The organism is Pseudomonas corrugata (assembly GCF_001269905.1).
In the GTDB taxonomy this organism is placed as follows: Bacteria; Pseudomonadota; Gammaproteobacteria; order Pseudomonadales; family Pseudomonadaceae; genus Aquipseudomonas; species Aquipseudomonas corrugata.
This window is the reverse complement of sequence record NZ_LHVK01000007.1, coordinates 129744-152518: the sequence shown is the minus strand read 5'-3', so window position 1 is coordinate 152518 and position 22775 is coordinate 129744. Positions and strand designations below refer to the sequence as shown.

Below are 22775 nucleotides of genomic sequence, written 5' to 3'. Positions count from 1 at the left end.
TTATTTCTCCTGGCTGACAGATGCGCAGATCACCTGGATGCCACGCGCCTGAATCTGATCGCGGGCCTCCACGGGCAAGCGATCATCGGTAATGAGGGTATGGACGCTGCTCCACGGCAGCTCCAGGTTGGGGATCTTGCGGCCGATCTTGTCGGCCTCCACCATCACGATGACTTCACGGGCCACCTCAGCCATGACACGGCTCAGCCCCAGCAACTCGTTGAAGGTGGTGGTACCACGAACCAGGTCGATGCCGTCGGCACCGATGAACAGCTGGTCGAAATCGTAGGAACGCAGGACTTGTTCGGCCACCTGGCCCTGGAAGGATTCGGAATGAGGATCCCAGGTACCGCCGGTCATCAGCAGCACCGGTTCATGTTCCAGTTCGTTCAGGGCGCTGGCGACGTGCAGCGAGTTGGTCATGACCACCAACCCCGGCTGCAGGCCGAGTTCAGGGATCATGGCGGCGGTGGTACTGCCGCTGTCGATGATGATTCGTGCGTGTTCGCGAATCCGCTTCACGGCGGCCCTGGCAATGGCTTGCTTGTACTTGGAGACGGTCTGCGCATTATCAGCCACCAACTCTTGCGGCATCGGGACCGCACCGCCGTAACGACGTAACAGCAGGCCATTGGTCTCCAGGGCGGCAAGGTCCTTGCGAATCGTAACCTCCGAGGTTTCGAAGCGCTTGGCCAGTTCGTCCACACTGACTTCACCCTGCTCTTGGAGCAAGGCGAGAATGTTATGGCGGCGTTGGGGTGTATTGCGCTTGGACATGGCGGTTTAAGTTTCGATTCGAAAGATAACGTAAGTAATCAAAACCTATTGCGTTGCGATCGTCAAGGCAGAGGGAGAAAAATTCAGAAATGTGGAAGTCCCTGTGGAAGTCCCTGCTCGCGATAGCGGTATATCAGCCAAGTAGTCATCGACTGACACAACGCTATCGCGAGCAGGGCTCGCTCCCACAGGGTGAACTGTGGATAACTTAAGGTTTCTTGATTTTTTCCGGACGCTTCCACCCGTCGATATTCTTCTGGCGCGCACGACCCACAGCCAGCTGGCGGTTATCCACATTTTGGGTAATGGTCGAACCGGCCGCCGTGGTCGCACCGCTGGAGATATCCACAGGCGCTACCAGGGAGTTGTTGGAGCCGATGAACACGTCCTCACCCAGCACCGTCTTCCATTTGTTCGCGCCGTCGTAGTTACAGGTGATGGTACCGGCGCCAATGTTGGTGCGAGCGCCAATTTCAGCGTCCCCCAGATAGGTCAGGTGACCGGCCTTGGCGCCTTCCCCCAGATGGGCGTTCTTCAGCTCGACAAAGTTACCCACATGGGCGCGGGCCTCCAGCACGGATCCTGGACGCAAACGGGCAAACGGACCGGCATCGCTGCCCTCCCCCATCACCGCACCGTCAAGGTGACTGTTGGCCTTGATCACCACGCCTTTGCGCAAGGTGCTGTCCTTGATCACACAGTTCGGACCGATAACCACGTCGTCTTCGATGACCACCTTGCCCTCGAGGATGACATTGATATCGATGACCACGTCGCGGCCCACCTGGACGTCACCTCGAACATCAAAACGGGCCGGATCACGCAGGGTCACGCCCTGGGCCATCAGACGGCGAGCAGCGCGCAGTTGATAGTGGCGTTCCAGCTCGGCCAGTTGCCGTCGATCATTGGCGCCCTGCACTTCCATGGCATCCAGTGGCTGCTCGGTGGCAACCACCAGACCGTCAGCCACCGCCATGGCAATCACATCGGTCAGGTAGTATTCGCCTTGGGCATTGTTGTTCGACAGGCGACTCATCCAATCCCCCAGGCGCCCGGCCGGCAGCGCCAGGATTCCGGTGTTGCCCTCGGTAATGGCGCGTTGGGCTTCGTTGGCGTCCTTCTGCTCGACGATAGCGGTGACCTGACCGTCGGCGTTACGCACGATGCGACCGTAGCCGGTGGGATCATCCAGCTCGACGGTCAACAGGCCCAGTTGTTGCGGACCAACATGCTTGAGCAGGCGCTGCAAGGTGTCGACTTCAATCAGCGGCACATCACCGTACAGAACCAGCACCGTGTCAGCGGTAATGAACGGTACAGCCTGGGCCACCGCGTGACCGGTCCCGAGTTGTTTATCCTGGAGGACAAAATTCAGGTCATCGGCCGCCAGACGTTCCCGCACGGCATCGGCGCCATGACCGATCACCACGTGAATGCGCTGTGGATCAAGTTGACGGGCGCTGTGGATAACATGACCGAGCATGGAGTTTCCAGCGATCGGATGCAGTACCTTGGGCAGCGCTGAACGCATGCGGGTGCCTTGGCCGGCCGCGAGGATAACGATTTCGAGAGACATGACTGGTACCAATCCTGGGTGGTCAATGACTGCGACCAGATAATGAGAGTCGCGAAAAGAAAAAAGGGTAGCCGAGGCTACCCTTTTTAATCAATCGCACAGAAAGCAGACGGCTTAGCCGCCGAACTTCTTGCGGATCTGCTGGACGGTGCGCAGCTGGGCTGCGGCCTCGGCCAGACGTGCAGCAGCAGAACCGTAGTCGAAGTCTGCGCCTTTTTCGTGCAGGGCCTTCTCGGCAGCCTTGACGGCTTCCTGAGCGGAGGCTTCGTCCAGGTCGGCAGCACGTTGCACGGTGTCGGCAAGGACCTTGACCATGTTCGGCTGAACCTCGAGGAAACCACCAGAGATGTAGAACACCTCTTTTTCCCCGCCCTGCTTGGTCAGACTAATCGGACCTGGCTTCAAGCTGGTGATCAGCGGTGCGTGCCCCAGGGCGATACCAAGATCCCCCAGCTCACCATGCGCAACCACAAACTCGACCAGACCGGAGAAAATTTCCCCTTCCGCACTGACGATATCGCAATGGACTGTCATAGCCATCTGATTGCCTCAACCTAAATTAGCGCCCGTTTCCGGGCGCCGGGATTACAGTTTCTTGGCTTTCTCGATCGCTTCTTCGATGCCGCCGACCATGTAGAACGCTTGTTCTGGCAGGTGGTCGTAGTCACCGTTGAGGATGCCTTTGAAGCCAGCAATGGTGTCTTTCAGGGAAACGTATTTACCCGAGGCACCGGTGAAGACTTCAGCCACGAAGAACGGCTGCGACAAGAAACGCTGGATCTTACGAGCACGGTTTACCAACTGCTTGTCGGCTTCCGACAGCTCGTCCATACCCAGGATCGCGATGATGTCCTTCAGTTCTTTGTAACGCTGCAGCACGTACTGAACGCCGCGAGCGGTTTCGTAGTGGTCGTTGCCGATCACGTTCGGGTCCAGCTGGCGAGAAGTCGAGTCCAGTGGGTCTACCGCTGGGTAGATACCCAGGGAAGCGATGTCACGGGACAGAACGACGGTGGCGTCCAAGTGGGCGAAGGTGGTCGCTGGCGACGGGTCGGTCAAGTCGTCCGCTGGTACGTATACCGCCTGGATCGAGGTGATCGAGCCTTGCTTGGTCGAAGTGATGCGCTCTTGCAGCACGCCCATCTCTTCAGCCAGGGTCGGCTGGTAACCTACTGCCGAAGGCATACGGCCCAGCAGTGCGGATACTTCGGTACCGGCCAGGGTGTAACGGTAGATGTTGTCGACGAACAGCAGAACGTCGTTACCTTCGTCACGGAACTTCTCGGCCATGGTCAGGCCGGTCAGGGCTACGCGCAGACGGTTTCCCGGCGGCTCGTTCATCTGGCCGTAGACCAGTGCCACTTTGTCCAGAACGTTGGAATCCTTCATCTCGTGGTAGAAGTCGTTACCCTCACGAGTACGCTCACCCACACCGGCGAACACGGAATAACCGCTGTGCTCGATGGCGATGTTACGGATCAGTTCCATCATGTTTACGGTCTTGCCTACACCGGCACCACCGAACAGACCGACTTTACCGCCCTTGGCGAACGGGCAAACCAGGTCGATAACCTTGATGCCGGTTTCCAGCAGCTCGTTGCCACCCGCTTGTTCAGCGAAGGTTGGCGCAGGACGGTGAATGCCCCAGCGCTCTTCGGTGTCAATCGGACCGGCTTCGTCGATCGGGTTGCCCAGTACGTCCATGATCCGGCCCAGGGTCGCTTTACCGACCGGTACGGAAATGGCTGCGCCAGTGTTGTTGACGTCCAGACCGCGCTTCAAGCCTTCGGTGGAGCCCATCGCAATGGTACGAACCACGCCGTCGCCCAGCTGCTGCTGAACTTCGAGAGTGGTTTCGGCGCCTTGAACCTTCAAGGCGTCGTAGATGCTCGGTACGTTGTCGCGTGGGAATTCCACGTCGATAACGGCGCCGATGATTTGAACGATACGTCCGCTACTCATAGCTGGATCCTCTGAATATTTGAACCGTTAAACCGCGGCAGCGCCGCCGACGATTTCCGAGATCTCTTGGGTGATCGCAGCCTGACGCGCCTTGTTGTAGATCAGCTGCAAATCGCTGATCAAATCACCGGCGTTGTCGGTAGCGTTCTTCATCGCGATCATCCGCGCGGCTTGTTCAGCTGCGTTGTTCTCGACCACCGCCTGGTACACCTGCGACTCCACGTAGCGGACCATCAAGCCGTCAAGCAGCTCCTTGGCATCCGGTTCGTAGAGGTAGTCCCAGTGATGCTTGAGTTCCTGTTCCGGGGTCGCAACCAGTGGAATCAACTGCTCCACGGTCGGCTGTTGCGTCATGGTGTTGATGAACTTGTTGGATACCACGGACAGGCGGTCGATACGGCCTTCCAGATAAGCATCCAGCATCACCTTGACGCTGCCGATCAGGTCATTGATCGACGGCTCTTCACCCAGGTGGCTGATAGCGGCGACGACGTTACCGCCGAAGTTGCGGAAGAAAGCCGCACCCTTGCTACCTACCACGCACAGATCGATCTCGACGCCTTGTTCGCGGTTTACCGCCATGTCCTTGACCAGGGCCTTGAACAGGTTGGTGTTCAAGCCACCGCACAGACCACGGTCACTGCTCACCACAACGTAACCGACGCGCTTGATGGCGCGGTCGATCATGAACGGGTGGCGATATTCCGGGTTGGCGTTGGCCAGATGACCAATCACCTGGCGGATGCGCTCCGCATAAGGACGGCTAGCAGCCATGCGCATTTGTGCCTTGCGCATTTTGCTGACCGCCACTTTTTCCATGGCGCTGGTAATCTTTTGCGTGCTTTTGATGCTCGCAATCTTACTGCGAATCTCTTTTGCGCCTGCCATGTAACACCTATCAGGTTAGCAAGCGGGAGCCTTGCGGCTCCCGCTGCGGCTTACCAGGTTTGGGTGGCCTTGAACTTCTCGATACCGGCTTTGAGGCCAGCGTCGATTTCGTCATTGAAGTCACCCTTCACGTTGATCTTGGCCATCAAATCGGCGTGATCGCGGTTGAAGAAAGCAATCAGCGCTTGTTCGAAGCTGCCGATCTTGGCGATTTCAATGTCAGTCAGGAACCCACGCTCAGCGGCATACAGCGACAGCGCCATGTCAGCGATCGACATCGGTGCGTATTGCTTCTGCTTCATCAGCTCGGTAACGCGCTGACCATGCTCAAGTTGCTTACGGGTCGCTTCGTCCAGGTCAGATGCGAACTGGGCGAATGCCGCCAGTTCACGGTACTGAGCCAGAGCGGTACGGATACCACCGGACAGCTTCTTGATGATCTTGGTCTGAGCGGCACCACCTACACGGGATACCGAAACACCGGCGTTCACAGCAGGACGGATGCCCGAGTTGAACATGGCCGATTCCAGGAAGATCTGACCGTCGGTGATGGAAATCACGTTGGTCGGAACGAACGCGGAAACGTCGCCAGCCTGGGTTTCGATGATCGGCAGAGCGGTCAGGGAACCGGTCTTGCCAGTCACGGCGCCATTGGTGAACTTCTCTACGTACTCTTCCGAAACGCGGGATGCGCGCTCCAGCAGACGGGAGTGGAGATAGAACACGTCGCCCGGGTAGGCTTCACGTCCTGGCGGACGGCGCAGCAGCAGGGAAATCTGGCGGTAAGCCACTGCTTGCTTGGACAGATCGTCATAAACGATCAGCGCGTCTTCACCGCGGTCGCGGAAGTATTCGCCCATGGTGCAACCGGAGTACGGTGCCAGGAACTGCAGTGCAGCCGATTCGGAAGCACTGGCAGCAACGATGATGGTGTTAGCCAGTGCACCGTTCTCTTCCAGCTTGCGAACCACGTTGGCGATGGTCGATTGCTTCTGACCGATTGCCACGTATACGCAGAAGATGCCGCTGTTTTTCTGGTTGATGATCGCGTCGATCGCCAGAGCGGTCTTACCGATCTGACGGTCGCCGATGATCAGCTCACGCTGGCCACGGCCGACAGGGATCATGGCATCGACAGCCTTGTAGCCAGTCTGTACAGGCTGGTCTACCGACTTACGCCAGATCACGCCTGGAGCAACTTTCTCGACCGCGTCGGTCTCGGTGTTGTTCAGCGGACCTTTGCCGTCAACAGGGTTACCCAGTGCGTCGACTACGCGACCCAGCAGTTCCTTACCAACCGGAACTTCGAGGATGCGGCCGGTGCACTTGGCGCTCATGCCTTCAGCCAGAGTCGTGTAGGCGCCCAGTACAACGGCACCTACGGAGTCTTGCTCCAGGTTGAGGGCCATACCGTAGACGCCGCCCGGAAACTCGATCATCTCGCCGTACATGACGTCGGCCAGACCGTGAATCCGCACGATACCGTCAGATACGCTGACGACAGTGCCTTCGTTACGGGCTTGGGAGGTCACATCGAGCTTTTCGATGCGGCCCTTGATAATTTCACTTATTTCGGAAGGATTGAGTTGCTGCATTGCTCTGCTGCCCCTTCAAACTCAAGATTTCAATGCTTCGGCAAGTTTCGCGATTTTGCCGCGAATCGAGCCATCGATAACCAGGTCGCCGGCGCGGATTACAACGCCCCCTATAAGGGACTTGTCTTCCTCGACTTGCAGGCGCACTTCCCGGTTGAGTCGTGCACTGAGAACCTTGGCGAGTTTGTCTTGCTGTTCTTGGTTCAATGCAAAAGCACTGGTGACTTCCACGTCTACCGATTTCTCCTGCTCGGCCTTGTACAGGTCAAACAGGGCGGCGATCTCCGGCAGAAGCGGGAGACGGTCGTTTTCAGCAACGACATGGATGAAATTCTGTGCCTTGGCATCGAACTTGTCGCCGCACACGTCAATAAACGTGGCGGCCTTTTCTGCGCTCGTCAGTCGCGGGGCCTTGAGCACGCGCTGCATGGTGTCGTCTTGCGACACCGCTGCTGCCAGGCCGAGCATGGCTGACCAATTGGCCAGTTGCTGGTGGGCCTGAGCGTGCTCGAAGGCCGCCTTAGCGTAAGGTCGGGCCAACGTGGTCAGTTCTGCCATGATCGCCCTCGCTTAGATTTCAGCAGCCAGTTGGTTAACCAGCTCTGCGTGCGCGTTTTGATCGATTGTGGCACCCAGGATCTTCGAAGCACCGCCAACGGCCAGGCTACCCACTTGGGCACGCAGCGCGTCTTTGACACTGTTCAGTTCCTGTTCGATCTCGGCTTGAGCCTGAGCCTTCACACGGTCAGCTTCGACACGGGCCTGTTCACGGGCTTCGTCGACAATCTGGGTACCGCGTTTCTTGGCTTGCTCGATGATTTCAGCTGCCTGAGCTTTCGCTTCGCGCAGTTGCTGACCCACTTTTTCTTGGGCCAACTCCAGGTCGCGAGCTGCTCGGCTGGCAGCGTCCAGACCATCAGCGATCTTCTTTTGACGTTCGTGCAGTGCCGAAATGACCGGAGGCCATACGAACTTCATGCAGAACAGTACAAAAATCAGGAACGCAACGGACTGGCCAATCAGGGTCGCATTAATGTTCACGCCAACACCTCGCAGTTACGTTGTCCATCACACCAAACTACTCGAAACATCCGAGTAATTAGCCAGCGATCTGACCAACGAACGGGTTCGCAAAGGTGAAGAACAGAGCGATACCAACACCGATCATGGTTACGGCGTCGAGCAGACCGGCAACGATGAACATTTTGACTTGCAGCATTGGAACCATTTCTGGCTGACGCGCTGCGCCTTCCAGGAACTTGCCGCCCAACAGGCCGAAACCAATTGCGGTACCCAGTGCGCCCAGGCCGATCAACAGTGCAACAGCGATAGCGGTTAGACCAACTACAGTTTCCATCTTTCCTCCCGACTTTTACGTCGTATGGTTTAGGTTTTTTTAATTTAAAGCGGTAAAACAAATCGTTTCATCATGGCCTGTTCGGGCCCCTTCCCGTTTGACCGGGAAGGACATCAGACTAGTCGAGACTGGCCTTAATGGTTTTCTTCGTGCGCCATCGACAGGTAGACGATGGTCAGCATCATGAAGATGAACGCCTGCAGGGTGATGATCAGGATGTGGAATACAGCCCACGCCCACTGCAGTACGACGCCCAGGCCACTGAGCCAGAGCAGGCCGCTGCCGAACATCACAGCGATCAGGATGAATACCAGCTCGCCGGCATACATGTTACCGAACAGACGCAGAGCCAGAGAGATAGGCTTGGCGATCAGGGTCACGAATTCCAGCAGGAAGTTCACCGGGATCAACAGGGCTTGAACGAGGATGTTCTTGCTGCCGAACGGGTGCAGGGTCAGTTCGCCGATGAAACCGCCGATGCCCTTGACCTTGATGCTATAGAAAATGATCAGTGCGAAAACCGAGAACGCCATGCCCAGGGTCGCGTTCGGGTCGGTGGTCGACACGGCGCGGAACGGGATGTGGTGGTCACCGGAGATCAGGATGGCCAATTGAGGAATCCAGTCGACCGGTACCAGGTCGACGGCGTTCATCAGGAACACCCAGACGAAAATGGTCAGTGCCAGCGGCGCGATCACCGGGCTACGACCATGGAAGCTGTCCTTCACGCTGCCGTCGACGAACTCGACCAGAACTTCAACGAAGTTCTGCAAGGCACCTGGCTGGCCCGAAGTCGCCTTCTTGGCTGCCATGCGGAAAAGGAAAACGAAGATCAGACCCAGCGCGACCGACCAGCCGAGGGTATCGACGTGGAAAGCCCAGAAACCCATTTCCTTGGCTTCTGCTGCGGAGTGGGCAAAGCCCCAGCCGCCGTTGGGTAGCTGACCGAAGGTCAGGTTCTGCAAGTGGTGCTGGATATAGCCCGAAGCGGTTGTCTCTGCCATGGTTGCCTCAAACGCCCTAAGGTCTCGAAAGTCTTGTTCTCATTAGCAGGGGAGCGAACCAGTTGACCATTTGGGCCAACAGGAAGACACCGAATACAGCCAGTGGTGCCAACGGCTTCACACCTGCGAACGTCAGTGCAAACAGCACTGCCGTCAAAATCAGTTTCCCCGCCTCGCCGGCATAAAAAGACCGGACGATAGCTTGGGCTGCTCGGGCGCCGGAAAACCGAAATGCCCTGTGAGCGAAGTAAATATTGGGGAGCGAGGCTATCAGACCTCCGCAAAGGCCCGAGTATCCGGCGACGACTCCTTTCCATTGCCAGAGCGCCAATGAGGCGATCAGTACAACGACCAACTGGGTCATCAACACCGGGAAAACAGCCAGACGATGGAATGGCAGGCGGTTTGGCGTGCGGGTTTCCATCGCTTTTGCTCTCCAATGGTCGGCTGCCTGAAATCAATAACTTGGCATAATTTGTGCCGACAAAATGCGCGCAGAGTATAGGGGCGGTTCTGCCCCTATTCAACTGCCGGGTAGTGATTTCCGACTGCACGCTACAAGAGCAATTGTTTCAGCGAATGTGCGCAAGGACGCCCTGTAGCTCATCAAGGGAGTTGTAGCCAATCACCAACTGCCCCTTGCCCTTCTTGCCATGGCGAATCTGCACCGTAGAGCCCAGCCGCTCGGCCAGGCGCTGTTCCAGGCGGGCGATATCCGGGTCCGGTTTCGGTGCTTCGACAGGGGTTGGTTTACCGCTCAGCCATTGACGAACCAGTGCCTCGGTTTGGCGCACGGTCAGGCCTCGTGCGACAACATGTCGCGCCCCTTCAACCTGTTGATTTTCCGGCAAACCGAGCAAGGCCCGAGCATGACCCATCTCCAGGTCGCCGTGGGACAGCATGGTCTTGATGACTTCTGGCAACGCGATCAGGCGCAACAGGTTGGCCACGGTCACCCGGGACTTGCCCACCGCTTCGGCGACCTGTTGTTGAGTCAGCTGGAATTCCTGTTGCAAACGCTGCAGGGCGACCGCTTCCTCGATCGGGTTGAGGTCTTCACGCTGGATGTTCTCGATCAGCGCCATGGCGATGGCGGTTTCATCCGATACGTCGCGCACCATCGCCGGAATGGTTTCCTGCCCGGCCTGCTGACTGGCGCGCCAGCGGCGTTCGCCGGCAATGATCTCGAAGCGCCCATTGCCGATCGAACGAACCACAATCGGCTGCATCACGCCCTGGGCCTTGATCGACTGGGCCAGTTCTTCCAGCGCCTGCGGATCCATGTCCCGGCGTGGCTGGTATTTGCCGCGCTGGATCAGGTCCAGAGGCAAGTGTTGCAGCTCACGCTGGTCGGCCTGTACGGCCTGTTCTTCCAGTGCGCTGACCGTGGGACCGCTGAGCAGCGCATCCAGTCCACGTCCGAGACCACGTTTCTTGACGGCCATGGGGTTTCCTTAAGTTGGCTGGGCAGCAGCGGTGCGTGGGTTGCGGCGCTGACGGCGAACCATCTCGCCCGCCAGGGCCAGGTAAGCCAGTGCACCACGGGATTGTTTGTCGTAGGCCAGGGCAGGCATGCCGTAACTCGGTGCTTCGGCCAACCGGATGTTACGCGGAATGACCGTGTCATAGAGCTGCTCGCCAAAGTGCTCCTTGAGCTGGACCGATACGTCGTTCATCAGGCTCAGGCGCGGGTCGTACATGGTCCGCAACAGGCCTTCGACTTTCAGGTCCGGATTCAGCAGTTCGGAGATGCGTTTGATGTTATCCACAAGGTCGCTCAACCCTTCCAGGGCAAAGTACTCGCACTGCATGGGGATAATGACCCCATCGGCGGCCACCAGGGCGTTGAGGGTCAGCATCGACAGCGACGGCGGACAGTCGATCAGGATGTAATCGTAGTTCTCCCGGATCGGCGCCAGTGCGCTGCGCAGACGGCTTTCCTTCATCTGCATTTCCAGCAGCACCACTTCGGCTGCCGTCAGGTCACGGTTGGCCGGCAGCAGTTGATAACCGCCGTGTTCGGAGAAATGCATGGCCTGGCCCAGATCGCATTCACCGATCAGGACGTCGTAGATGGAGTTTTCCAGGCCATGTTTATCCACACCGCTACCCATGGTGGCGTTGCCCTGTGGATCAAGGTCGATCAACAGCACCCGGCGCTTGGTCGCGACCAGGGATGCTGCGAGGTTGATGCAGGTGGTGGTCTTGCCCACACCACCCTTCTGGTTCGCTATCGCGAATACCTTAGCCATTCTTGCTTGTGTTCCCAATCATGCCGTGCGGCGCAGTATCAGCAGATGGCGTTGGCCTTGGCAACCGGGTACGGCCAGGGCGTGTTCGCTATCGAGGTGGAAATCCGATGGCAATGCTACCAGCTCATCGGCCGGATGGACGCCCTTCATTGCCAGCCAGCGTGTTTCGACGTCGCCCAGGTGGCGCGTCCAGTTGCTGAAATTCTCCATGCTGCTGAAGGCCCGGGAGATGATCCCGTTGAACGGCTGTGCAGGTTGGAACGCTTCGACCCGGCTGTGGATAACTTGCAGGTTATCCAGCTTGAGCTCGAGTTTGACTTGGGTCAGAAAGCGGGTTTTCTTGCCGTTGCTGTCCAGGCAGGTCACTTGCGAGTCCGGAAACAGGATCGCCAGCGGGATGCCGGGCATGCCACCGCCGCTGCCCACATCGAGCCAGCGACCGTTTTCGATGAAAGACATCACGCTGAGGCTGTCGAGCAAGTGCCTCGACACCATTTCGTCCGGATCGCGTACGGCAGTCAGGTTGTAGGCCTTGTTCCATTTGATCAACAACGCCAGATAACCCAGCAGTTGCGCGTGCTGGCTTTCGCTCAGGCTGACCCCGAGCTGCTTGGCACCTGTGGATAATTCTTCGGCGTGTTGCGAGGTGACCATCGAACTCAAGCGCTTTGCTCCAACTGACGGCCCGCGCCGCGTTTTTTCAAATGAATCATCAACAGGGAAATCGCCGCAGGAGTTACGCCAGGGATACGCGACGCCTGTCCCAGGGTTTCCGGCCGGGTCGTACCCAGTTTGCTCTGGATTTCCTTCGACAAGCCGGAAATGACTGTGTAATCGATATCCACAGGCAGTTTCGTGTCCTCACTAGCGCGCAGACGAGCGATTTCATCCTGCTGGCGGTCGATGTACCCGGCGTACTTGGTCTTGATCTCGACTTGTTCGGCGACCTGTGGATCGTCCGCGCCCTGGCCGGTCACTTCCACCAGCCCGGCGTAATCGATTTCCGGCCGGCTCAAGAGGTTGAGCAGGTTGTATTCATGCGTCAGCGGAGTGCCGAACTTCGTCGCGATGGCATCTCCCTGTTCGGTACCGGGACGAACCCAGGTGCTTTTCAGCCGCTGTTCTTCCAGTTCGATCCCTTCGCGCTTCTTGCAGAACGCGGCCCAACGCACGTCATCCACCAGTCCCAGCTCGCGGCCTTTCTCGGTCAGGCGCAGATCGGCGTTGTCTTCGCGCAGGATCAGGCGATATTCCGCGCGGGAGGTAAACATCCGATACGGTTCCTGGGTGCCCAGGGTGATCAGATCGTCCACCAACACACCGATGTACGCTTCGTCGCGACGCGGGCACCAGCTGTCCTTGCCCTGGGCACGCAACGCCGCGTTGGTCCCGGCCAGCAAACCCTGGGCTCCGGCTTCTTCGTAGCCGGTGGTGCCGTTGATTTGCCCGGCAAAGAACAGGCCGCCGATGACCTTGGTTTCCAGGCTGTACTTCAGGTCACGCGGATCGAAGTAGTCGTATTCGATGGCGTAGCCCGGACGAACGATGTGCGCGTTTTCCATGCCGCGGATCGACTGCACGATCTGCAGTTGCACGTCGAACGGCAGGGACGTCGAGATCCCGTTGGGGTAAAGCTCGTGGGTGGTCAGGCCTTCCGGTTCGATGAAGACCTGGTGGCTTTCCTTGTCGGCAAAGCGATGGATCTTGTCTTCGATCGACGGGCAATAACGTGGGCCGACGCCTTCGATCACGCCTGAATACATCGGCGAGCGATCCAGGTTGGCGGCAATGATCTCGTGGGTGCGGGCATTGGTGTGGGTAATCCAGCAGCTCACCTGTTGCGGGTGCTGCTCTTTCGACCCCATGAAGGACATCACCGGGATCGGCGTATCACCCGGTTGTTCGGTCATGACCGAGAAATCCACAGACCGCCCGTCAATCCGTGGTGGCGTACCGGTTTTCAGGCGGCCAACGCGCAGTGGCAACTCACGCAGACGCTGAGCCAGGGCAATCGACGGCGGATCACCCGCGCGACCGCCGGAATAGTTCTGCATTCCTATGTGGATAAGTCCACCGAGAAAGGTCCCGGTGGTCAACACCACGGCATCAGCGAAGAAACGCAGGCCCATCTGGGTGGCGACACCGCGGACCTGGTCTTGTTCGACGATCAGGTCATCGGCCGCTTGTTGAAATATCCACAGGTTCGGCTGGTTCTCCAGGATTTCGCGGACAGCCGCCTTGTACAGGACCCGGTCGGCCTGGGCACGAGTGGCTCGTACGGCGGGGCCTTTGCGGCTGTTCAATACGCGAAACTGGATACCACCTTTATCGGTAGCCATGGCCATCGCACCGCCGAGGGCGTCGATTTCCTTGACCAGATGACTTTTGCCGATGCCACCGATGGCCGGGTTGCAGCTCATGGCACCGAGGGTTTCCACGTTATGCGTCAACAGCAGGGTCTTTACACCCATGCGTGCTGATGCAAGTGCTGCCTCGGTACCGGCATGACCGCCGCCGATGACGATCACTTCAAAACGGGAAGGGAAATCCACCACGCACCTCGTGCCTGCTTAATTCAGGTAATTCGGAAATAGGTTATGAGTCTGGCCCGAACGTTTTCTGGACCAGGTCGGCAAGTATAGGGACTTCCCCTTTCCTAAAGAACCCTTTGCACAAAATTTAACCAGCTGTGGAGAACTCGCGGTTAAAAAAATAAAAAAGAAAGAAATTTATAAAACCTTTGTTTTTATGTTTATTCTTACTGCCCTCCCTTTCTGTGGATAAACAGCTACAGGCCTTTATTTTCAATGTGTACAGAGATTCTGAACCCTGTGGTCATCTGGCACTGAGGGGCTTGGATAACCGGTGTAAGCCTGTGGATTAAGTGGGTGCTTATCCACAGAGCGGATTATGTCCAGTTTCCAAGGGGGTTTATCAACTGAGCTCAGCGACAGTTACCCACAGGGCTTAACCCCAAGCAGAATTGCAGATACACCCGCGGGCGAGCCGCCATAAAGGGCAATCGAGGGAAGGGAGGGAGGGAAGTCGGGCCACAAGGAACGCAATGTGCAGCCCGCTTGAAGGAAAACTTACTTACCGATGCAAAAGCTGGAGAAAATCCGTCCCAACAGGTCATCGGAACTGAAGGCACCGGTAATTTCTCCCAGGAACTGCTGGGCGTGGCGCAAATCTTCGGCCAGCAATTCTCCGGCACCCGCCAGCGTAAGCTGTTCGCGACCGTGTTCCAGCGCGGCGCTCGCATGGCGCAAGGCTTCGAGGTGACGACGCCGGGCGCTGAAGCTGCTTTCCGAGGTTTGCTCATAGCCCATGCAAGCCTTGAGGTGTTCACGCAGCAGTTCCAGGCCCAGCCCAGCGTCTTTTGCACTCAGACTGATGGTCACGTGGCCGTCAGCGCTGACCTCAAGGGCTATCGCCTCGCCTGTCAGGTCGGCTTTGTTACGGATCAACGTGACTTTCGCCGGGTCCGGCCGTACTTCGAGGAACTCAGGCCACAAAGCGAAAGGATCATCCGCTTCCGGTGCAGTCGCATCAACCATCAGCAACACGCGATCGGCCTCGCCAATGGCCTTCAGCGCCCGTTCAACGCCGATCTTTTCCACCTGGTCATCGGTATCGCGCAACCCGGCGGTATCCACAACATGCAAGGGCATGCCATCGATGTGGATATGTTCACGCAGGATGTCCCGGGTAGTGCCGGCGATCTCCGTAACGATCGCAGCTTCACGGCCTGCGAGTGCATTGAGGAGGCTGGATTTGCCGGCATTCGGTCGCCCGGCGATCACCACCGTCATACCGTCGCGCAACAAGGCACCTTGTCCCGCTTCCCGCAGTACTGTGGATAACTCCTCACGCACTTTGTCGAGCTGGCTTAGCACGTGGCCATCGGCAAGGAAGTCAATTTCTTCTTCGGGAAAGTCGATGGCGGCCTCGACGTAGATTCGCAGGCCGATCAGTTGTTCGGTCAGGCCATGCACGCGCTGGGAGAACGCACCCTGCAAGGAACGCAGGGCATTGCGTGCAGCCTGTGCCGAACTGGCTTCGATCAGATCGGCGATCGCTTCGGCCTGGGCCAGGTCGAGTTTGTCGTTGAGGAAAGCCCTTTCGCTGAATTCACCCGGCCGGGCCAAGCGACAACCGAGTTCCAGACAGCGCTTGAGCAGCATGTCCAGCACGATTGGCCCGCCGTGCCCCTGCAATTCCAGCACGTCTTCACCTGTGAATGAATTTGGTCCCGGGAAATATAGAGCCAGGCCTTCGTCCAGCACTTGTCGGTCATCGCTGAAGAATGGGCCGTAGTGAGCAAACCGCGGCTTGAGCTCACGACCGCTGATGGCCTTGGCCGCGACACTGGCCAAGGGTCCCGAAACGCGAACGATGCCAACACCGCCTCGACCTTGGGCGGTGGCAACGGCGGCGATGGTTTCACGAGGTGTGCTCATAAACCGGTATCCAGACAAAAATGACAGATAGCAAAACGCCCCACTAGGGGGCGTTTTGTGTGGTTATCCACAGTGCAAGTTACGCCTCGGCTTTCTTCGTAGCCGACTCGATCTTACGCGTGATGTACCACTGTTGAGTAATGGACAACACGTTGTTCACAACCCAGTACAGCACCAGACCAGCCGGGAACCACAGGAAGAAGAAGGTGAAGATGATCGGCATCATTTTCATGACCTTCGCCTGCATTGGGTCCGGTGGCGTCGGGTTCAACTGCTGCTGGATGAACATGGTGGCACCCATGATGATCGGCAGGATGAAGAACGGATCCTTGATCGACAGGTCGGTAATCCACAGCATGAATGGCGCCTGGCGCATCTCCACGCTTTCCAGCAGAACCCAATACAGCGACAGGAACACAGGCATCTGCACGAGAATCGGCAAGCAACCACCCAGCGGGTTGATCTTCTCTTTCTTGTACAGCTCCATCATGGCCTGAGACATTTTCTGCCGGTCATCGCCATGTTGTTCTTTCAAAGCGGCCAGTTTCGGTGCCACGGCGCGCATGCGAGCCATGGACTTGTAGCTGGCGGCCGACAATGGGAAGAACAAGCCCTTGATCAGCATGGTCAGGAAGATGATCGACCAGCCCCAGTTACCGACGATGCTGTGGATATGTTGCAGCAGCCAGAAGATCGGCTGGGCAATGAACCACAGGAAACCGTAGTCCACGGTCAATTCCAGACCTGGGGACAACTGTTTCAGCACGGCCTGGCTTTTTGGACCGGCATACAATGTAGCGCTGGTTTCAGCCTTGGCACCCGGAGCAGCGGTCAATGCAGGACCGGTATAGCCGATGATGTAGTTGCCTTTACTGTCCTTGCGGGTCTGGACGATGTTGTTTTCGCCCTTCTGCGGGATCCAGGCGGTTACAAAATAATGCTGCAACCAGGCAACCCAGCCACCTTGAACAGTTTCCTTGAGCTGCGCCTTGTCCATGTCTTTCATGGACACTTTCTTGTACGGCTCGGAACTTGTCCACAGAGCGGCACCCAGGTAAGTCGCAGTGCCGGTGGCGGTGCTGGAGGAAGGATCGGCGCTGGCATCACGTTTCAGCTGCGCGAACATCGCACCGGACCAAGGCTGTGCGCTCTGGTTGTCGATCAGGTAGGACACGACTACGTCATACAAGCCACGTTTCAGCGTGAAACGCTTGATGTAGTTGACGCCATCCTTGCTGAACTTCAGGTCCACGACCAATTGGTCCTGACCGTCAGCCAGTTGATAACTTTTCTTCTCCGAAGAGTAGACCGGACGACCGGCCGGATTGGCATCCGGGCCATTGGCACCGATCAGGCCGCTCTGGGCCAGATAAGTCCGCTCGTTACCGTTATCGAACAGCTGGAACGGAATTTCCGGATGATCCTGGCGACGTGGATAAAGCGGCAGCGTCAGCTGGGCGACGTCACCACCCTGTGGATCGATTGCCAGTTGGAGCACGTCGGTCTTGATCTGGATCAGATCCTTGCTTGCAGCCACAGGGGCTTCGGCAGGAGCACTGCTATTGCTTGCCGCGCGCGGAATGTCATCACTGCTGGCAGCGTTGTTGCCGGAAGCAGTGTCCGGCAGGCTCGGTGCGGTATTGCTGGCTGCAACATTCTGAGTCGGCAAGGCAGCCTGGCCATAGTCCTGGTTCCATTTAAGAACCATGACATAAGACACGATTGCCAGGGCGACGATCAGGATCGTGCGTTTGATATCCATGATTACTCGGCCATCGAAGAAGAACGGGAGGTAGGGATAGGCGGAACCGGGTCATAACCACCGGGATTCCACGGATGACAGCGACCTAAACGACGAAAGGTCAGCCAGCCACCGCGCAGAAGGCCATGATTTTCTATGGCTTCATACGCGTAGCAGGAGCAGCTGGGGTAGAAACGACAGTGACTGGCCATCAGGGGACTAATGGCGTAGCGGTAAAACTGGATCGGAACGAGTGCCAGTTTACGCATCGGGACTGTCCACCCCTGCAGTTTCGGTGTTGACTGGTGATGCTGGCTTGTTGCGGGCCAGACGTTTCCAGAGCTTGCCGAAATGCTGAATCAGTTCAGGGTTTTCTACGTCCCCCAAACCTTTGCGCGCGACGATAACGATGTCCCATCCAGCCAGTGAATCCTGGTTCAGTCGGAACGATTCGCGCATCAGACGTTTGAGGCGGTTGCGCTGCACGGAGAGCTTGACGCTCTTTTTCCCGATAACCAGCCCTAGGCGGGGGTGATCGAGGTCGTTGCTGCGCGCAAGGAGCAGGAGATTTTTCCCCGGAACCTTGCCGGTAGGGGAGTCAAAGACTGCCTTGAAATGCCGGGGTGTAAGCAGACGCTTTTCCCGACTGAAGTCCTGACTCACCTCCAGTGCCGGATTATCAAACTGCCAGACGCGCACGACCTTTGGCGCGACGACGCGACAGGACGGCACGACCGTTCTTGGTAGCCATGCGAGCACGGAAACCGTGGGTACGAGCGCGTTTGATAGTGCTTGGTTGGAAAGTACGTTTCATGTCGTGTTACCTGGTTCGTCCACAACGGGCCGGAATGGCCCCCGTTTTAAGAGACCGGGGATTCTAGAGAAAGCAAGTCCATAGGTCAATTTCCAACCAACGTTTCCTTTAAATAGATATTCAGGCGTCCGGTTGTTGATCACGCAGCGCCAGATATAGAAATAGAGAAGGGAATTATTTAAAGCTTTTCTGTGAATCTTATAAAAGCTATGCGGCCTCCTGCCTGTGGATAACCAGCACAAGCCCTTGTAGAACGGCCTGTACAGAGAATGACAACTACAGGGGAAAGCAGTGTCCAGCCTGTGCTGCGGCCTCGGATAAGCTGTGTGTGGAAAGGTTGGTTATCCACAGGAGGCTTATCCACCGAGTTTCCCCCCGACTTGTACAATGGCCTCAGGCGGGGTTATCCACAGAGCTTATCCACTGACCGCCTGTCGTCTTTTTGTGGGTTAACGCATTGATAAATCGTGGCGGAGGATGAACCTGCGTGTGGATAAGTGAACGTCTGCTCGCTACAATGGCCGCTTGTTTTTGCCTCACCGGCTTTCAACTTAGGGGATGTCCGTGTCAGTGGAACTTTGGCAGCAGTGCGTGGAGCTTTTGCGCGATGAGCTGCCTGCCCAACAATTCAACACTTGGATCCGTCCGCTACAGGTCGAAGCCGAAGGCGACGAGTTGCGCGTCTACGCACCGAACCGTTTCGTTCTCGACTGGGTCAACGAAAAGTACCTGGGTCGGGTCATGGAGCTGCTCGACGAGCATGGCAATGGCATGGGGCCTGCGTTATCCCTATTGATAGGCAGCAAGCGCAGCTCGGCCCCACGCGCGGCCCCGAATGCGCCGCTGGCTGCCGCGGCCTCTCAGGCCCAGGCCGCTGTAGCGCCGGCAAACCCGGTCGCCCCGGCCTCGTCTCCAGCGCCGAGCAAAAGAAACCCACAGAAGGTGTCCGAGGCCAGTGAAGAGCCCTCTCGGGACAGCTTCGACCCGATGGCGGGCGCCAGCACTCAACAGGCACCGGTACGCGCCGAACAACGCACCGTGCAGGTCGAAGGTGCGCTCAAGCACACCAGCTATCTGAACCGCACCTTTACCTTTGAAAACTTTGTCGAAGGCAAGTCCAACCAACTGGCCCGGGCAGCAGCCTGGCAGGTGGCGGACAACCCCAAGCATGGCTACAACCCGCTGTTTCTGTATGGCGGTGTGGGTCTGGGTAAGACCCACTTGATGCATGCTGTGGGCAATCACCTATTAAAGAAGAACCCGAACGCCAAGGTTGTGTACCTGCATTCCGAGCGTTTCGTGGCCGATATGGTCAAGGCGCTGCAACTGAACGCCATCAATGAATTCAAGCGCTTCTATCGTTCGGTGGACGCGCTGCTGATCGATGACATTCAGTTCTTTGCCCGCAAGGAACGTTCCCAGGAAGAGTTTTTCCACACCTTCAACGCGTTGCTTGAAGGCGGGCAGCAGGTCATTCTCACCAGTGACCGTTATCCGAAGGAAATCGAAGGCCTGGAGGAACGTCTGAAGTCGCGTTTCGGCTGGGGCCTGACGGTAGCCGTCGAGCCGCCGGAGCTGGAAACCCGGGTAGCGATCCTGATGAAAAAGGCCGATCAGGCCAAGGTCGAGCTGCCTCACGATGCCGCGTTCTTTATCGCTCAGCGGATTCGCTCGAACGTGCGCGAGCTTGAAGGTGCCCTCAAGAGGGTGATCGCGCATTCCCACTTCATGGGCCGCGATATCACCATCGAGCTCATTCGTGAGTCTTTGAAAGACCTCCTGGCGCTTCAGGACAAGCTTGTTTCTGTGGATAACATTCAGCGAACCGTTGCTGAATACTACAAAATCAAAATATCCGATCTGCTCTCCAAGCGCCGTTCGCGTTCGGTGGCTCGGCCGCGCCAGGTGGCCATGGCCTTGTCCAAGGAGCTGACCAACCACAGCCTGCCGGAAATCGGCGATGTGTTCGGTGGACGCGACCACACCACCGTGTTGCACGCCTGCCGCAAGATCAACGAACTTAAGGAATCCGACGCGGACATCCGCGAGGACTACAAGAACCTGCTGCGTACACTGACCACTTGATGACCACCAGCGCAGCTTATTAAGGCAAGGGACTAGACCATGCATTTCACCATTCAACGCGAAGCCCTGTTGAAACCCCTGCAACTGGTCGCAGGCGTCGTCGAACGCCGCCAGACCTTGCCGGTACTTTCCAACGTGCTGCTGGTTGTCGACGGCCAGCAACTCTCGCTGACCGGTACCGACCTGGAAGTCGAGCTGGTTGGTCGTGTGCAACTTGAAGAGCCGGCCGATCCGGGTTCCATCACGGTACCGGCGCGCAAGCTGATGGACATCTGCAAGAGCCTGCCCAACGATGCGCTGATCGACATCAAGGTCGATGATCAGAAGCTCGTGGTCAAGGCCGGGCGCAGCCGTTTCACCCTGTCGACACTGCCCGCCAACGACTTCCCGACCGTGGAAGAAGGCCCGGGCTCGCTGACCTGCAGCCTTGAGCAGAGCAGGCTGCGCCGCTTGATCGAACGCACCAGCTTCGCCATGGCCCAGCAAGACGTGCGTTACTACCTCAATGGCATGCTGCTGGAAGTGTCCGCCGGTGTAATCCGCGCCGTTGCTACCGACGGTCATCGCCTGGCGATGTGCTCGATGCAGGCCGATATCGGGCAGCCGGATCGCCATCAGGTGATCGTGCCTCGTAAAGGTATCCTGGAATTGGCTCGCCTTCTGACCGAGCCGGACGGCAATGTCAGCATCGTATTGGGTCAGCATCACATCCGCGCCACCACCGGGGAATTCACCTTCACCTCGAAGCTGGTAGACGGCAAGTTCCCCGATTACGAACGTGTGCTGCCTAAAGGTGGTGACAAACTGGTAGTGGGCGACCGCCAGGCGCTGCGCGAGGCCTTCAGCCGTACCGCGATTCTGTCCAACGAGAAGTACCGCGGTATCCGTCTGCAACTGGCCAGCGGGCAGTTGAAGATTCAGGCGAACAACCCTGAACAGGAAGAAGCGGAAGAAGAAGTGGGTGTTGATTACAACGGCGGCTCCCTGGAGATCGGCTTCAACGTCAGCTACCTGCTCGACGTGCTGGGCGTGATGACCACCGAGCAAGTACGCTTGATCCTGTCGGACTCCAACAGCAGTGCCTTGGTGCAGGAATCCGATAACGACGATTCGGCTTACGTTGTCATGCCGATGCGTCTGTAATAATCAGCCTAGATGTCCTTAAGTCGCGTCTCGGTCACCGCGGTGCGCAATCTGCACCCGGTGACCTTCTCCCCTTCCCCCCGAATCAATATTCTTTACGGCGCCAACGGCAGCGGCAAAACCAGCGTCCTGGAAGCCGTACACCTGCTGGGGCTTGCCCGCTCGTTTCGCAGTACCCGGCTGTTGCCGGTCATCCAGTACGATCAATTGGCCTGTACGGTGTTCGGGCAGGTAGAGCTGGCGGAAGGGGGGCATAGCGCGTTGGGCATTTCCCGGGACCGGCAAGGCGAGTTCCAGATTCGCATCGACGGCCAGAACGCCCGGAGCGCCGCGCAACTGGCGCAGATCCTGCCGTTGCAATTGATCAACCCGGACAGTTTCCGTCTGCTGGAAGGCGCACCGAAGATTCGCCGGCAATTCCTGGACTGGGGCGTATTTCACGTGGAGCCGCGTTTCATGGCGACCTGGCAGCGCTTGCAGAAGGCGCTGCGCCAGAGAAACTCTTGGCTGCGGCATGGTACACTTGACGCCGTTTCGCAAGCGGTTTGGGACAGGGAACTGTGCCAGGCCAGCGCTGAAATCGATGAATACCGCCGCGCTTACATCAAAGCCTTGAAACCGGTTTTCGAGCAGACCTTGAGCGAGCTGGTTGAGCTCGAGGGCCTGACGCTCAGCTATTACCGAGGCTGGGACAAGGACCGGGAACTGAGCACCGTACTGGCTGGCTCGCTGCAACGGGACCAGCAGATGGGCCATACCCAGGCTGGACCTCAACGCGCTGACTTGCGCCTCAGATTGGGCGCCCATAACGCCGCGGACATTTTGTCCCGGGGGCAGCAGAAGTTGGTGGTGTGTGCCTTGCGTATCGCCCAGGGGCACCTGGTCAGCCAGGCCCGTCGCGGTCAGTGTATTTATCTGGTGGATGACCTGCCGTCCGAGCTGGACGAGGCCCACCGTCGGGCGCTGTGCCGTTTGCTGGAAGACTTACGCTGCCAGGTTTTTATCACCTGTGTAGATCACGAATTATTGAGGGAAGGCTGGCAGACGGAAACGCCAGTCGCTCTGTTCCACGTGGAACAGGGCCGTATCACCCAGACCCACGACCATCGGGAGTGAAGGCA

The 22775-nt window shown here is 57.8% G+C and carries 23 protein-coding genes; 3 read left to right on the top strand and 20 right to left on the bottom strand.

Annotation, left to right across the window (positions count from 1 at the left end):
• From AD665_RS10385 to rpmH, 20 genes are all read right to left on the bottom strand, one after another.
• Complete coding sequence (locus tag AD665_RS10385; protein ID WP_024777792.1) at positions 1-777, bottom strand: DeoR/GlpR family DNA-binding transcription regulator; 777 nt, start codon at positions 775-777, stop codon at positions 1-3.
• Between the two features lie 208 nt (positions 778-985).
• On the bottom strand, positions 986-2353 hold the full coding sequence (glmU, locus tag AD665_RS10380; RefSeq protein ID WP_024777791.1) for a bifunctional UDP-N-acetylglucosamine diphosphorylase/glucosamine-1-phosphate N-acetyltransferase GlmU: 1368 nt from the start codon (positions 2351-2353) through the stop codon (positions 986-988).
• Positions 2354-2467: 114 nt separating this feature from the next.
• On the bottom strand, positions 2468-2893 hold the full coding sequence (locus AD665_RS10375) for a F0F1 ATP synthase subunit epsilon (protein WP_024777790.1): 426 nt from the start codon (positions 2891-2893) through the stop codon (positions 2468-2470).
• Between the two features lie 45 nt (positions 2894-2938).
• Positions 2939-4315, bottom strand: coding sequence for a F0F1 ATP synthase subunit beta (gene atpD / locus AD665_RS10370; protein ID WP_024777789.1), 1377 nt, complete (start codon positions 4313-4315; stop codon positions 2939-2941).
• 27 nt (positions 4316-4342) lie between these two features.
• Positions 4343-5203, bottom strand: coding sequence for a F0F1 ATP synthase subunit gamma (gene atpG / locus AD665_RS10365; RefSeq protein ID WP_003187188.1), 861 nt, complete (start codon positions 5201-5203; stop codon positions 4343-4345).
• A 50-nt stretch (positions 5204-5253) separates the two neighbouring features.
• The gene (gene atpA / locus AD665_RS10360; RefSeq protein WP_024777788.1) at positions 5254-6798 is read right to left on the bottom strand and encodes a F0F1 ATP synthase subunit alpha; all 1545 of its coding nucleotides are present in this window, start codon (positions 6796-6798) and stop codon (positions 5254-5256) included.
• 21 nt (positions 6799-6819) lie between these two features.
• Positions 6820-7356: a F0F1 ATP synthase subunit delta gene (locus AD665_RS10355; protein ID WP_003187192.1), complete on the bottom strand. Its 537-nt coding sequence runs from the start codon at positions 7354-7356 to the stop codon at positions 6820-6822.
• 12 nt (positions 7357-7368) lie between these two features.
• Complete coding sequence (locus AD665_RS10350; protein ID WP_024777787.1) at positions 7369-7839, bottom strand: F0F1 ATP synthase subunit B; 471 nt, start codon at positions 7837-7839, stop codon at positions 7369-7371.
• Between the two features lie 58 nt (positions 7840-7897).
• Positions 7898-8155, bottom strand: a complete 258-nt coding sequence (gene atpE, locus AD665_RS10345; RefSeq protein WP_003097235.1) for a F0F1 ATP synthase subunit C — start codon at positions 8153-8155, stop codon at positions 7898-7900.
• A gap of 134 nt (positions 8156-8289) precedes the next feature.
• The gene (gene atpB, locus AD665_RS10340; protein ID WP_024777786.1) at positions 8290-9159 is read right to left on the bottom strand and encodes a F0F1 ATP synthase subunit A; all 870 of its coding nucleotides are present in this window, start codon (positions 9157-9159) and stop codon (positions 8290-8292) included.
• Between the two features lie 16 nt (positions 9160-9175).
• Entirely contained in the window at positions 9176-9583 is a 408-nt protein-coding gene (locus tag AD665_RS10335) for a F0F1 ATP synthase subunit I (RefSeq protein ID WP_024777785.1), read from the bottom strand.
• A gap of 148 nt (positions 9584-9731) precedes the next feature.
• Positions 9732-10604 (bottom strand): ParB/RepB/Spo0J family partition protein, encoded by an 873-nt coding sequence (locus tag AD665_RS10330; protein WP_024777784.1) that lies wholly within the window; start codon positions 10602-10604, stop codon positions 9732-9734.
• Positions 10605-10613: 9 nt separating this feature from the next.
• Entirely contained in the window at positions 10614-11411 is a 798-nt protein-coding gene (locus tag AD665_RS10325; protein WP_024777783.1) for a ParA family protein, read from the bottom strand.
• A gap of 18 nt (positions 11412-11429) precedes the next feature.
• Entirely contained in the window at positions 11430-12065 is a 636-nt protein-coding gene (gene rsmG / locus AD665_RS10320) for a 16S rRNA (guanine(527)-N(7))-methyltransferase RsmG (protein WP_173668675.1), read from the bottom strand.
• A 5-nt stretch (positions 12066-12070) separates the two neighbouring features.
• The gene (gene mnmG / locus AD665_RS10315; RefSeq protein WP_053191988.1) at positions 12071-13963 is read right to left on the bottom strand and encodes a tRNA uridine-5-carboxymethylaminomethyl(34) synthesis enzyme MnmG; all 1893 of its coding nucleotides are present in this window, start codon (positions 13961-13963) and stop codon (positions 12071-12073) included.
• A gap of 537 nt (positions 13964-14500) precedes the next feature.
• A complete protein-coding gene (gene mnmE, locus AD665_RS10310; RefSeq protein ID WP_053191986.1) occupies positions 14501-15871 on the bottom strand; it encodes a tRNA uridine-5-carboxymethylaminomethyl(34) synthesis GTPase MnmE in 1371 nt (456 codons plus the stop codon).
• Positions 15872-15950: 79 nt separating this feature from the next.
• The gene (gene yidC, locus AD665_RS10305; protein ID WP_024777779.1) at positions 15951-17633 is read right to left on the bottom strand and encodes a membrane protein insertase YidC; all 1683 of its coding nucleotides are present in this window, start codon (positions 17631-17633) and stop codon (positions 15951-15953) included.
• A gap of 2 nt (positions 17634-17635) precedes the next feature.
• On the bottom strand, positions 17636-17881 hold the full coding sequence (gene yidD / locus AD665_RS26825) for a membrane protein insertion efficiency factor YidD (RefSeq protein ID WP_010465488.1): 246 nt from the start codon (positions 17879-17881) through the stop codon (positions 17636-17638).
• Complete coding sequence (gene rnpA, locus AD665_RS10300) at positions 17874-18275, bottom strand: ribonuclease P protein component (RefSeq protein ID WP_024777778.1); 402 nt, start codon at positions 18273-18275, stop codon at positions 17874-17876. Before rnpA ends, yidD begins: the two co-directional genes overlap by 8 nt.
• 16 nt (positions 18276-18291) lie before the next feature.
• Positions 18292-18426: a 50S ribosomal protein L34 gene (rpmH, locus tag AD665_RS26820; RefSeq protein ID WP_003213577.1), complete on the bottom strand. Its 135-nt coding sequence runs from the start codon at positions 18424-18426 to the stop codon at positions 18292-18294.
• Positions 18427-18990: 564 nt separating this feature from the next.
• Here rpmH and dnaA point away from each other — a divergent pair.
• Genes dnaA through recF form a run of 3 tightly spaced genes read left to right on the top strand, consistent with a single transcriptional unit; the run spans position 18991 to position 22770 of the window.
• On the top strand, positions 18991-20511 hold the full coding sequence (dnaA, locus tag AD665_RS10295; RefSeq protein ID WP_024777777.1) for a chromosomal replication initiator protein DnaA: 1521 nt from the start codon (positions 18991-18993) through the stop codon (positions 20509-20511).
• Between the two features lie 39 nt (positions 20512-20550).
• Entirely contained in the window at positions 20551-21654 is a 1104-nt protein-coding gene (gene dnaN / locus AD665_RS10290; RefSeq protein WP_024777776.1) for a DNA polymerase III subunit beta, read from the top strand.
• Between the two features lie 12 nt (positions 21655-21666).
• Positions 21667-22770, top strand: coding sequence for a DNA replication/repair protein RecF (gene recF / locus AD665_RS10285; RefSeq protein ID WP_024777775.1), 1104 nt, complete (start codon positions 21667-21669; stop codon positions 22768-22770).
• Positions 22771-22775 lie beyond the last annotated feature (5 nt).